Source organism: Enterobacter sp. KB-221C9, from assembly GCF_041320715.1.
GTDB lineage: Bacteria > Pseudomonadota > Gammaproteobacteria > Enterobacterales > Enterobacteriaceae > Enterobacter > Enterobacter asburiae_D.
On sequence record NZ_JBGIWG010000018.1, the window covers coordinates 1 to 13,267 of the forward strand.

The 13,267-nt window shown below is 52.8% G+C and carries 9 protein-coding genes and 1 pseudogene; all 10 read right to left on the reverse strand.

What is annotated here, in order from left to right; genetic code table 11:
* Positions 1–333 (reverse strand): annotated as a pseudogene (locus tag AB8846_RS20495) (hypothetical protein); the annotation flags it as partial.
* Positions 326–2,347 carry a lipase family protein gene (locus AB8846_RS20500; protein ID WP_370733550.1) on the reverse strand — a complete coding sequence of 674 codons (2,022 nt, stop codon included), beginning with the start codon at positions 2,345–2,347 and terminating at the stop codon, positions 326–328. The gene AB8846_RS20500 and the pseudogene AB8846_RS20495, both read right to left, overlap by 8 nt.
* 1 nt (position 2,348) lies before the next feature.
* Positions 2,349–4,889, reverse strand: coding sequence for a type VI secretion system Vgr family protein (locus AB8846_RS20505; protein WP_370733551.1), 2,541 nt, complete (start codon positions 4,887–4,889; stop codon positions 2,349–2,351).
* A gap of 304 nt (positions 4,890–5,193) precedes the next feature.
* Positions 5,194–5,658 (reverse strand): putative T6SS immunity periplasmic lipoprotein, encoded by a 465-nt coding sequence (locus tag AB8846_RS20510; RefSeq protein WP_370733552.1) that lies wholly within the window; start codon positions 5,656–5,658, stop codon positions 5,194–5,196.
* Positions 5,652–6,218 (reverse strand): type IV secretion protein Rhs, encoded by a 567-nt coding sequence (locus AB8846_RS20515; RefSeq protein ID WP_370733553.1) that lies wholly within the window; start codon positions 6,216–6,218, stop codon positions 5,652–5,654. The genes AB8846_RS20510 and AB8846_RS20515 overlap by 7 nt, the downstream gene beginning before the upstream one ends.
* Entirely contained in the window at positions 6,205–8,880 is a 2,676-nt protein-coding gene (tssH, locus tag AB8846_RS20520) for a type VI secretion system ATPase TssH (protein ID WP_370733589.1), read from the reverse strand. The genes AB8846_RS20515 and tssH overlap by 14 nt, the downstream gene beginning before the upstream one ends.
* A 168-nt stretch (positions 8,881–9,048) precedes the next feature.
* Positions 9,049–9,540, reverse strand: coding sequence for a type VI secretion system effector Hcp (hcp, locus tag AB8846_RS20525; protein ID WP_023325816.1), 492 nt, complete (start codon positions 9,538–9,540; stop codon positions 9,049–9,051).
* Between the two features lie 4 nt (positions 9,541–9,544).
* Positions 9,545–11,269, reverse strand: a complete 1,725-nt coding sequence (locus AB8846_RS20530) for an OmpA family protein (protein WP_370733554.1) — start codon at positions 11,267–11,269, stop codon at positions 9,545–9,547.
* Between the two features lie 3 nt (positions 11,270–11,272).
* Entirely contained in the window at positions 11,273–11,926 is a 654-nt protein-coding gene (gene tssL, locus AB8846_RS20535) for a type VI secretion system protein TssL, short form (RefSeq protein ID WP_370733555.1), read from the reverse strand.
* Entirely contained in the window at positions 11,923–13,260 is a 1,338-nt protein-coding gene (gene tssK / locus AB8846_RS20540) for a type VI secretion system baseplate subunit TssK (protein ID WP_370733557.1), read from the reverse strand. Before tssK ends, tssL begins: the two co-directional genes overlap by 4 nt.
* Positions 13,261–13,267: the final 7 nt, after the last annotated feature.

Genomic DNA, 13,267 nt, shown 5'->3' on the forward strand with positions numbered 1-13,267 from the left:
CCATTTACACGAGCCACCACCGGTCATAGCCACTTTTGCTTTCCAGATATCCCCGCTCTCTTGCTGCATGGGGATCCCGATAACGTTATAGCTGGGTTCCGTAATAACTGAGCCATCAAATCCACTGATTCTTTTTTTCTTACATTCATACGAGATGTATCTGACCTCAAGTGGAATCGGTTTCGTGTACTGAGAAGGGTTTTTTACTTCAAAATTAACCCATTTTGTATCCGCCGGTGGAGATAACGTCTTGTTAACGGCCTGGCTAACACTGCATCCTGCAGAGGAAAACAACACCAGGGAAAGCAGAATAATTTTTGATTGATTATACATTTTCCATTGCCTCTTCTCCGTATTGAGCAAACCGCAAAAGCGTATCGTTGCCAGACGGCATAGATAATGTTGGAGTCAGCGATATTCCCAACAAGCCTTCTATATTGAGGAAAATTTCATTTCTGGATAATTCATCATTCGGTATATCATTTTTATTTTCTGCCATCTGCTCCCTGAATGCATCCACATTATACCGGCGCTCAGTAAATGTGTGTTTTTCCACTATACCGGCATTATCAATCAACTCTAACACCTTGTTATACATATAGGGCATATAGGACGTCATAAAGTGTTCAAAAATATTTAAATTAATCCCTCTGTCCGGGTTGCTACCTTTAGGGAAGAAATTTTTTAGATCCGGTTGCGTCAATGACGCTTTAAATTCTTTCTGTTTCTTACCGGCCTGTTGCATCTCTTGTTCCGCCAGAGCGGGCACAAGATAAAGCTTAGCCTTTAGTGGAAGTGGATTTCTGATGGTAATGCACCCTGCAGGAGTTGGGAGATCCCTCTTACACTCATTCCATTCCCGGCTCTGTGTGGCTGTGAGAAAGGCAACCGTATTGCCGTGGTGCCAGAAGCAGTCTCCCCAGGCAACCATCTGGTAAGCAAGAAGCTCACCCAATGACCAGAAAAAGCCCAGCGTTCCACCAAACCATCCCCATAATTTATATAACTCGTTATCAAGGTTGGCTTCTGCGGGTACGGCTGGAATGGGATCATTATCATTCACATGACGGTAATGGGTAATCTCCGACAATTGCATCACTGCATCACGTGTAAAAGTTCGTGGCATTCCATAGGTATGAAGAACTGGATTAACATTCTTTAACTTTACCGAATGAATTAATGCCAGCGCGCCCCCTAAGCTATGGCCACAAATAAATAGTTCACGCTCACCTGCCAATTGTTCAAATTTTGTAACTTCTTTACTAAATTTTTTTTCAACTCTGTTATATCCACTCCAGAACCCAGTATGCACTTTGCCAGCAGGTAATAAGCTAGTACATTGCGTTTTTTCTAAATCGCATAATTCTGCATTTACCGGTCTGAACGCCAGATCCGTCCCCACATCAAACAAGCTGGCCGTTCCACGCCAGGCAACGATCACCTTATTCGCGTTATAGACATAATAAAACTGCGTATCACCGTCTGCATTTGTTACAGCAGTATCATCTTCTGCCTGTACTGTTCCAAGTGGGTTCTTCTCGTCTTCCTTAGGTGACGTGTCTCGTGAGGTATCCATAAATACCGGGGGGTAATACCGTTCACTAAAGGGAACATCATGTACTAACATATTCCATGCAGAGCCGTCTTTATAAAGTTGAGGTAATCGGGATAGATCCTGGCACTGGTTAATAAAAAAGCGCGTAATTGACACCGTATCCAGAGTACTGTCATTTGCATAGGCAAGCGTTGCTGCCGCCCCAAGGTTAATTCCATTAGCAATGGAATAGTCCTTTTGATGATGCAGAACGAGCTCCCATACCCTGAAAGGGCATATTTCTATTACATGACGCTTTTCAAGTTCATTCGTTCGGAATTTTAATCCCTTATATGCTGTTTTTGCAGGAAAGTGGTATGCAGGTAACATTTCACCAGGTCTTAATTCCAGGATTGGTGAACTCTGACAAAGTTCACCAATAACGGCATAATGCCAGATATACCCTTTCTCTTCGACTTCGGGACGAACAACAGAATCATTTTCCGCATCGCGGCTAACGCGTAAGGCACGTTTTTCCATTTCCCTGGCCAGTTGATTGCCATCTAACTTCAGCCTCAGCTCCAGACCGTGCGGCATGTCGACCCTGATTAGTCCGTCAGCATCGCTCTGACCAGAATAAGTGAATCCCTCCACCGGCGCGGAAACAGGATGAGCACTTTCAACAGTCCATGGCATATATGCTACAGCATCGCCCTGCTCATCAACCAGTTGAAATTCGACCCAGTAGGGCATTTGCTCTTCACATGGAGCATGAGGGTTTTTACGGCAGAGTGAGGATACAGCGGTAGTCATTTTATTCGCCCTCCTGGCTATCAGCAATATTGCGCGGATATTCGATTTTTAACTGCGATGGCATAGACGTAAATATTGGAGAAGTCTCTCCTTCTGCACCGGAAATGCCCTCATAAACCTCCCCTTCAGCCGTTGTAATTTTATATGTGGTGAAAGGCTTTACTGCTCCGCTGACAGATGATGTTGTGATAAACCCTTCACTGTACCCTTTCGGGAACGTCACTGGTGGTGTATCTAAACTGGCAGGACCTGTCTGATTTACATTGGCCGCTTTCAGCAAAATATTTCCCGGACATCCTAGTTCAATATTCCCACCGCTAAGCTTTATATAAGCGCCACCGCAACTTAAAATCAGTTCCTTGCTGGCATTCACCTTTACGCTTCCCTGACCACTGGCGACAGTGATGTCCTGTAATGCTGAGACATTCATGGCATCAGCTTGTGCCTGAATATCAACCGTCCCTGCCCCCGCATACATTTTCATTCCTGCTGCCTGTGCAAACAAACTTACAGCCTCGCTTGCCGCTACAGTGAACGATTGCCCGGTGCTGATATCCGTGTTTTTACCTGACATGAGGCCAATACTTGCCCCACCTGAAGCAAGTCGGACGGCCTCAGGACTGAGAATGCCTATTCCAGCGGGAGCACTGGCCAGCATTCCTGGCATTTTCAGATATTTCAGTGAGCTGTTTAGCGTCTTTTGGCTGTCGATGTCAGATACTGTCGCCTGTGCCCCTTTCGCAGCGGCCTGGAGGCTTCTTGCCAGCGTGAGTGCCTGCTCCAGTTGTTCTACAGCCCTGTCCATTTCAAGCATTTTACTGCCGACGTCAGGCTGAGCATCTGCAGTAAGCAGAATGCCCTTACCACCGCGAACGCTGACCCAGTCGTTAGTACGCAGCTCCGCCCCCTCGCCACGAAGAACCCTGGAAGCATTGACGTTGTGTCCTAAATTGAGTTGAGTCTTACCTCCGTACTCCGTACTGAGCTTGATATGCTCTTCACCACGCTTGTCCTCCATCCGCAGCTTGTTCAGTCCCGCGGTCCTGACAACGTTACGCGTACTGTTGGCCTCAGTGACATGGTCGACGTGGCGGGAGTCATGCATTGCATGGGCAATATACGGACGATCCGGATCGCCTTCATGGAAGGCAATGGCAACTTCAGTACCCTGTATCAGCGGAAAGTGGAAGCCGTACTTGTCACCGCCGTAAGGCTTGGCAAAACGCACCGGCATGCTTTCCATACCCTGCCGTTTATCGTCGCGGTCAGCATCGAACTTCACCCGGTACATGCCGGATGCATCCTGCCAGGCGTAGATGTCGTTATCTTTCGCACTGGTCACACGCGCCATCAGGGTACCACTTACCACCGGACGCTTTTTAGGAGCAGGCCGCCAGCAGCGGTTCTCGTAATACGGCATCCCCTCCCACATCACGATCAGGGCATCTTTACGACTGGCCATATAGCCCGTGCGGGTAACAATAATCCCGTTGTCCGTTTCTGACGGCAGTGTCGGTGGTACCACACGTTCACTGATGGTCAGCACCTGGGCCGGAGAAAGCAGGGCATCATTACTGCAGCCGCTGATAGTCGTCTGTCCTGACAGAAAACGCTCGTGCTCAAGGCGTGCCCAGAAGTTGCCGGTTTCCGCTGAAGGTGTGATTTTGTCGCCACGTTCAAGATGACGCGGCAGGTAGTGATAGACCTCTCCGTAGGTAACACCATCACCATCGCCAAGGGTCATGTCCGCCGGTACAGAGGTCAGGACATTCTGGGCTTCACGGTGATTGTAATCACTGACGGTGACATTACGCTCAACCACGTTATGTCGGACGTAAACCCCCCAGACCGAATCCGCTGCATTGTCACTCATTCCTGATGGGCTGCTGAGCGGTAGAGACTTACCGAATGTCCATGCGCTCTGCTTGTCTGCGAAATGCACCACCTCAGTCTGGGTGTCAGGTTGCAGGGTAAAGAAGTAGAAAATCCCCACTTCAGCCAGCAAACGCTCAATGAACGCGAGGTCATTTTCCTTGTACTGGTTAATCTGTTCGCGCTTCGGATAGTCGGCTTTGAGGGTGAGCTCATACTCCCAGCCTTTCAGGCCATGCTCCTGTAATACTTCGGTGACGACTTCCGGTACTGACTTGTTGACGAAAAAACGGTGGGTACGGAATTGCTTGCGCAGCAGAGACAGGAACGGCTCAATAATAATCTGATAAGTCGCCTGGTCACGTGAACCACTGATACGCTTAAAATGCGTCACCACACCATGCACCACTTTCTGTCCGGTGAGTCCCGACAGTGGTCCTGTTCCCATAGTCAGTGTGGCAGGCTTGGTCAACAGTTGCGCTGGACTGATATTCTGGTCACTGCTGGTAAATATAATGGTATAGGTATAAAGCTCACTCATGAACTCATTACCGTTAAACTCTTCCACATCCAGTAATGCTGTGCAGGACGGAATATCCAGACGGTAGCGGTTCAGTCCGCCTTCAGTTAGCGCAGACAGGGTGTCCTTAAGCGTATCTGTCAGACTCATGATATTGACTCCATGGGATAACCTGCAGTCCATGACTTTCTTGCCGACGGGCAAGTAACAGGTTTAAGTACTCAGCGAGTACGAAAAGAGTAGTTAAAATTCCAGCCCCTACAGCGCACCGAGGGCTTTAATCAGTTATACGATCATTTAAAAATTGTTCATGCTGTTTTTCCGTCACCGCTAATGGGTATTACACGCTTAACAGACATGAATATAAAACCATCAAAAAAAAACAAAGTGACGGCAATAACGAGAATAACAAAGACAATTAGGTTCATTACGTTACCTGCCGAGCCGAAATGCATCAATTCTTAATCATTTCATCATAAGGCCTTAGGATCTCCATATCGTTGGGTCGTATGTTATGAACCACGCCTTTACTCACTTCAAGCGCTGAAACAATACGCCGAGTACAGCCTATATGCTTTAAAGAGGCAAAACTGGCCTGGATGAAATACTGACCATCTTTATTGAAGTCATAAAACGATGGCGGAATACAAAGCAATTCATTATTTATTCGTAACTGCGGGCTAAATATTACTCTTTCATCTTTGGGATTTGTTCCCCGAGGATTAATAGATATATACTTTAATACATAGTCATCGCCACCATTGACAGAGAAGCAAACACTCCCATTATTAAAAATGATATGCCCCTCTTCATCTGGCTCTAGTCTGTCGCCAAGCCCCGGGCATCCGGTTAAGGTTTGCAAACATATAACAGCAAGCAGGCTTGCTCGCAGAATCCGAAAAATTATCGGAATCACCATGGAAATCCTCTTAACACGTTTTTATACTCTTGTTTAATGACAGACTCAGAAATATCGCCATCCAACGTTACACTATGATCAATCCTCAGCTTTAACCAGCCATAATACCCTTCACTTTGCAAGGCAAAACTATCCGCAATGATTTGTGCTTGTTGTTCCATTGGATATTCGCTTAACAGTCGTCCATCGAGCACATACCGATAGCTCACCAACCAACTTATCAACCCTCTGGCAATGACGTTCATTCCCCGCTCTCTCTGCCAAACATGACTCATTTCGTGAATAAATAAATGCCGTAAAAATGGCAAGCTTTTTGAGAAATCATCGCGATACCAATACCGGAAATATATTTCACCATTAGGTGTCATTGCGGTATGTTCATCCTGCAATCCAAATGGCAGATAACTACCATGATGAATTTTTACCTTCTCGTAATCGATCCGGTTGCCGAATACCGTTCTGGCTAAGGCGATTTCCCCGATGGTCAGTTTTCTGACGGAATCATCGCCCTGATTCCTGTCGTCCTTCTTTTTCTTCTTACTGCCATCATGAATGGTCATTCCCTGCCTCCGGATTAGCATTCAGCGCACCTGAAAATTCAAGCCCAATCCCTTCTTCATCATTCCAGCCGAGCGTCAGGGTGTGTGGTTTCTGCTTAGCCGCCATATGGGTCAGTAACTGCTGGCTCAGCACCGGCAAAATTTGTTGATTCAGCAGGCTGTCGACGTTACGCGCACCGGTATCCGGCAGCAGGCAGGCTGTGGTCAGCGCGTCATACAGGCTCTCATCAATCTGCGTGGTCAGGCCGTAGTGCCGATGTAAGCGCTTGCTGACCTGTGACAGTTTCATTTCCACGATGGTACGCATGGCAGCTTCAGCCAGCGGACGGTAAATCACCGTCTGAAAACGCGCGAGCAGCGCGGGCTGGAAGTGGTCGCGCAGTATCGGACGCAGCAGTTCTTGCAGATCTGCTTCGGCGGCTTCCGGGTTTTCGTCCAGCAGCTGCATCAGGTGGTCGCTTCCGAGATTGGAAGTCATCAGGATGACGGTATTGCGGAAGTCGATTTCGCGCCCTTCGCCGTCGCGCATAAAGCCGCGATCGAAGACCTGATAGAACAGATTCATCACGTCGCGGTGCGCCTTTTCCACTTCATCCAGCAGCACCACGCTGTACGGGCGCTTACGCACGGCCTCGGTGAGGATCCCGCCCTGGCCGTAGCCGACGTAGCCCGGAGGTGACCCTTTCAACTGGGAAACCGTGTGCGGCTCCTGGTATTCAGAGAGGTTAATCGTAATAAGTGACTTCTCGCCGCCGTACATGACATCGGCCAGCGCAAGCGCTGTTTCGGTTTTCCCCACGCCGCTCGGCCCTACCAGCAGGAATACGCCCTGCGGGCCGTTCTCGGACGTAAGGCCCGTTTTTGCCGCACGCAGACGCCGGGCGATAGCCTCAAGCGCCACATCCTGCCCAACCACACGTTTACCGATTTCATTTTCCAGGGTCAGTAGTTCGGTCTGCTCGTCCTTCATCAGCGATGACAACGGCACGCCTGTCCAGTCGGCGATCACGTTGGCAACGGTGCGGATATCCACATCCAGGGAAAGCAGCGGGGTGCTATGCTGCATCTCGTTAAGCTCCTGTTGCAGCCTATGAGTCTCACGCTGACGTGAGATATCCTGACGGCTTTCGCGTAGCTGCTCGGTGAGTTTCATCTCCTGACCGTACTGGGTTTCCAGTTTGTCGAGTGCCACTATCTGGCGCACCTCTTCCTGCTCAATTTCGCTCAGGCGCTCGGCATGGCACTGATTGCCAATGGCGATATCTTCCAGTAACGACTGCTTTTCCATGTCGAGCGCAGCGATACTCGCGCGAAGGCGGGTTAGCTGCTCCGGTACCGTGTCAAGACTCATACGCACGCGGGCGGCAGCGGTGTCCAGCAGATCCACCGCTTTATCAGGAAGCTGACGTCCGGTCAGGTAGCGGCGCGAGAGGGTGACTGCCGCGCGAACCGCATCGTCGGTAATATGCACATTATGGTGTTCGGCATAGCGGGATTTCAGGCCACGGAGCATCAGGCAGGCGGTGTCATCGTCAGGCTCATCCACTTTTACCATCTGGAAACGGCGCTCCAGTGCGGCATCGCGTTCGAAGTACTGTTTGTACTCGGACCAGGTGGTGGCCGCAATAGTGCGCAATTCACCACGCGCCAGCGCCGGTTTCAGCAGGTTGGCAGCATCTGCACCACCCGCCTGGTTACCTGCGCCGATGATAGTGTGCGCTTCATCAATAAAAAGCAGGACAGGTACAGGCGATTGCTGCACCGCATCAATGACGTTTTTCAGGCGCTGTTCGAACTCACCTTTCACGCCCGCGCCAGCCTGCAGCAGGCCCAGGTCAAGGGTACGCAGGACAACCGTTTTAAGGGATTCCGGTACATTCCCCTCGGCAATACGCAGTGCCAGACCTTCAACCAGTGCAGTTTTGCCGACACCCGGCTCGCCCACCAGAATCGGGTTGTTCTTGCGACGGCGGGAGAGAATGTCCACCATCTGACGAATTTCGGTATCACGGCCAAATACCGGGTCAATCTTGCCCTCTTTGGCTTTGGCGGTGACATCAAGGGTGAATTTATCCAGCGCGTTCTGTAGCGACGGGCTCAGTTCCCCCTCTTTCACTCCTACTCCAGCCGGGCGTCCGACAAATTCCACCTCACCACCATGGCTCTGTGCCAGCTCAGCTTCGCGCTGCATTTCCAGACGCTCGTCCGATTGCGCATCCAGCAAAGGTCGCAGGCGATCCAGCTGACTCTGACCAAGGGTTAACAACGGCCAAAGGCCGTCACAACGTGCCAGTTTCGGTTTTTCCACCAGTGCCATCAGCAGGTGGACGCTGCGAATATGCTCTTCTTCGTTAAGTGAAGCGAGTAGCCAGGCTTGCTGCATCAGAGTCTGGATGTCATCAGACAGCTGAGGCCGATGGCGAACAGAGCGAGGTTGTCTATCCAGCCAGCCGAGCAAATCCTGCCAGATGCTATCCATATCCCATTCGTAGCGACGCGCCAACACCGTCAGGTCACCTTCCCCCTGCTCCAGCAGCTTCAGCAGCCAGTGCTCAGGCAGAATTTCTGCATGGGCGCGGGTCTGGCAGAGCGAAGCTGCACCTTCCAGAGCTCGAGCGCAGTATGGATTAAGACGTCGAAGGAGGATTGCCGGGTTTTCCATGTTGGTTTTACTCACTGTTGAGGACCTGACAGGCACGCTACCGCCCCTGGCCGTTACCGAGGCCCATAAGGTCTGTTTCCGGGATGTGATGTTTTCTTTGCTCAGCGCCCGCCACTGCAGACGTTCAGCAAAGAGAAAAGCGGACAGAGAAATCTGCCCGCTTGCGACTTACGCGGTGGCGCGTTCGTTCCAGGAATCGGAATGAATGATGTTGCCGTCTTTGTAGGTCCAGGTGATTTTCTCGTAACGCAGTTCAACGCGCTCAAGGTGGTTGTGCTTCTCTTTAGAAGGATCCTTGATGTCATACATTTCAGGATTCACTTTCACCACCTTCACGTTTTCCAGTTTGGTGTTGAAGTACTCCACTTCCTGGCCCGCGTCGTTGATTTTGTACCACTTGAATTCCGCAGACTTGAGGGTCTGACCGGTGGTCACAGCCTTGTACAGGTACGGGCTGGACGAGTCGATTTCCTTGGTGAACAGGAACGGGGTGTGGATACGGGTACCGGTCAGCTTGCCGGTGTTGTTGTCGGTCGGGATGTACAGGTTATGTTCCTGAGCGACAACTTCGATGCTGCCTTCACGATCCTGAACGTCCACAGAACCTTTAATGTCCGCGCCGCCGTCGTCTTTCAGCCAAAGATAAACAGGAATTGCCATGGAATTACTCTCCATTGTGTTGTGATGCGCCATCATCCTGCGATGACGCCTGGGTGTGGCCCGGTATCTGGCAGGCATTGGCCTGCGGTACCAGACTGATTTCGACACGGCGGTTGAGCGCGCGCCCATCCGGGGTGTCGTTAGTTGCGATCGGACGGCTTTCGCCATAGCCCTGCACCGCAAAACAGCTTTCCGGCACATCGCCGGTGTCACGCATCCAGTTGCGCACCGCTTCGGCACGTTTCAGGGACAGCGTCTGGTTCAGTTGCGGAGTACCGGTATTATCGGTATGACCGGACACGACAATCAGCCAGCCCGGTTTGGCCTTAACCCCCACCAGGGAATTGACAAGCATTTTGGTGGATCCGGCTTTCAGCGCCGACTTGCCCGAATCGAACAGCGACATGCTGTCGAGGCGAAGGGTTTTCGGACCCTGAATGATTTTCTTAATGACCGGTGGAGGCGGTGGTGGAGGCGCCCAGTCACTGACGGCGGCTTCAACGAGCGGAATCAGGCGCAGCCCCTGATACAACCCAAGACGATAGCGCAGTGGCTCCCCGCGGCGCTGCCAGTCGTCCAGCAATGCGCCATCGGCTCTCAGTCGCTGCTGCGCACGCAGTTTCGGGGCAGCAGGCTGACCCGTCAGCTGGTGATATAACGTAAGATGATCGCCAACATTCCGAATGAGGCGCTGGTTGTTCATCCAGGACGCCAGCATGGCAAGCGCGAGGAAAATCCCGCCCAGAAATGCGGCGTAGCGCCAGAACATCATTCTGCGGCTGACGCCACGTCGACGCGGTAACGCAGGTAGCAGCAGTTCAGGCAGCGGCAGTGGCTTGGTGGTGACAACGGTATCCGGTGGTAGCGCCGTCACGGAGGTGATGCGCTGTTGCCAGAGATTGCCTGCGATACCGCTCACCGGAACTATGCACATACCCTGTACGCAGGGCTTCATCACCGGCAACTCTCCCCGCCGTACCGACAACAGGTCATTCACCGCGATTTTCTGCCAGGCAAGCAGACTGTCCAGCCACAGGCCCTGACTCAGACGAGAAAGACGCCCTTCTGCCCCGGTATCTCGGGTCCATTCCGTCAGTGACACACTGCCCTGACCGGGCTGATACACCTGAATACCGCCCCGCTGGCTTACCGTGGTAAACCAGACAGGCTCTTCCTCCACACATGCTGCAGGGGGCGATAACCAGGTCACTGTCCACAGCGGGGGGAGCGTGCCGAATGCCACGCGGCACTGGACGACAGCCCGCTGCCAGCCCCGCAGAGACTGGGTAAAATCATCACTGGAGGTGTGCTGTTCAGGCACCACCGCCAGCATTACGGAGATTTGCGACACCAGGGCTGGACGCACCAAACTCAGGTGCTGCGCAAAGAGGGGAAGCTGTTCCGCATCCTTCACCCGCAGATACCAACCCTGCCGGGTTTCCCTGTGATGTAAGCCGGACGCAAACAGCGGAGCGTTGTCGCCACAGGCGAGGATCACCGCCCCCTGAAAATCTTCCGGCGGCAGGTTTTCGTCCACAATCTCACGAACAGCGGTTGCCCGCACCTGAGAAGCCCGGCGTTGACGCCAGAGCATCACCCCGGACACCAGAACAACCAGCAGACTGAGTACTACACGGCTTCCCGTCGACAGTGCCCAGAATCCCAGAATGAGCCACAGCGCCAGTACGGCACCCAGGGCAGTTAACAGACTTCGGTACGCATCCCGCATCTCTTACTCCGGCCTGACGGTCTGGCTTACCAGTTCGGTAAGCGAAGACGAAAGGAAGAACCAGAGCGCTGCCAGGGCGACAACAGCCAAAGCCCAGGTCAGCCAGTACCAGCGACAACCGCTGCGCAGGCGTGATGCTCGGGCAACAATGGGGGCATCCTGTGCCAGCGAGAAAGCGGGCACCCGTTCTGCTAGAGCGCGAATAATGTCTTCCCGACGCTCGTCATTCTGGGCGCGATACTGACCAACGAACCCCAGTTGCAGGGTCCGGTACATACAGGTCAGGACGGCGGCGTCAGGGGCAGTTTCTTTCAGCAAGTCCCGGATTCTTTCCCACAACTCCTCACCGGCATTGAGGGTGCCAAAGAAGTGTGCCTGCAGCGGGTCACGCCGCCAGGTCAGATAACCATCATCGATGGTTCCCCGGTTCATCACGCTCTCATCAAGTAGCGCACACAGGGCATACACCATATGATCGCGGCTTATATCGCTGTAGCCAGCTTCCGTGAGCGCCGCTTTCGCCTCCTGCACCAAACGGCAGGCCCGGCGATAGAGGCCTTCCCCGTCACGGACTTCCTGACCGCCCCGCAGCTGACTAACCATCAGCCAGCCCGGGTAGAAGATACGTTCTAGCTGGGTGAGTTCGGATTTATTCATGTGCGCAGCACCGCAAAGAGTTCAAGTTTCACATCTCCCAATGAGCGCGGGGTGTAGAAGGTGCAGCTTCCCGCTTCCAGCATCGCCCGCGCCGCATCGGTACTCAGATCCAGAGAGAAGTACTGGTTCTCAAGACGTAACGGGATAGCCGCCGGAACATGGGTCAGAGGTTTGATAGCCATCCCGCTGAGAGCCACATTCACTACATCCGACACATCATCAAAGCTGCCCGCCTTACACAACTGCGGGAATTTCGTCTGAAGTTCATGGTTCGGCATGGAGGAGCGCACGGAAAGATAGAAATCAGCCCCTTCACGCAGGCGAGCATCGTGGAGGGCACCTTTCCAGATCTGGTCCTGATGCTCCAGGTGGATACTCACCACCCGCGACGGCAGGCTCGCTTCCAGCAGTTTATCGAGTAGTGTCAGCAATGGTGGGAATACCCGTTCCGGTGCATCATGCTGATAAGCAGGAATGTCCCCGGCGTCGTGCTCAAGCGAGAAGGTCAGCAGGCTGCCAGCCAGACGAGTCAGTTCGCGGTACAGCAACTCCGGGTGACGATCCGGTGTCTGCAGCAGTTCCGTCAGCACCGGCTCGGCACTGTTTAGAGCATTGAGTAGCCAGAACAGGGAGACATCCGCGACTGCAAAGTCGGCCATCCTCTCATTGCTTTCACGGCGCATGGCCATCAGGCGACGGCGGCGGGCCTGCAAACGGATCAGCAGGTCACCCAGCTCGCTGGTCAGAAGCGGGCTTGCAGAAAGGGAAAGCATCGTCGGAATGAAAGCCGGGTCCCGGCTCCACTGCCCCTGCGCATTACGCATCAGACGGGCCACCGGACAGGTCAGGTATGACGTATTTTCCTGGCTGGACAAACGAAGAGTCAGCGCATGACGCAGAATGGCCAACTCCCCGCTTTCATACCCGGCCAGTTCCTGCACTACCACACGCTCCGCTTTCCAGCGACGCGGGCGCTCACTGTCCTGACCGTTATCGAGGTTGCCACCGCTGGCACTCAGCAGCGGCAGTGCGACAACCACATCAACAGATTCACTGCCGGCTGCAACAGACAAGTCACAGACCGGAGGAAGCATATCTGCCAGGTCAGTATCCACAAGAGTACCGTCCTGAAAGCGTACCACCAGACGGATGGCATTCAGGCGAGAGAGCGCCAATGCAGCATCATCAAATTCTGCCGCAACCACACCCCAGGGATGAGAAATACCCATCCGGGCGACCATGTTGGCAACGTGTTCATTCCAACGGGCCTGCTGCTGGAACTGTTGCGGGGCCAGAGCGGCCCCATCCTCCCAAAGTGGGCGGTAAATTTTCATCCCTGAT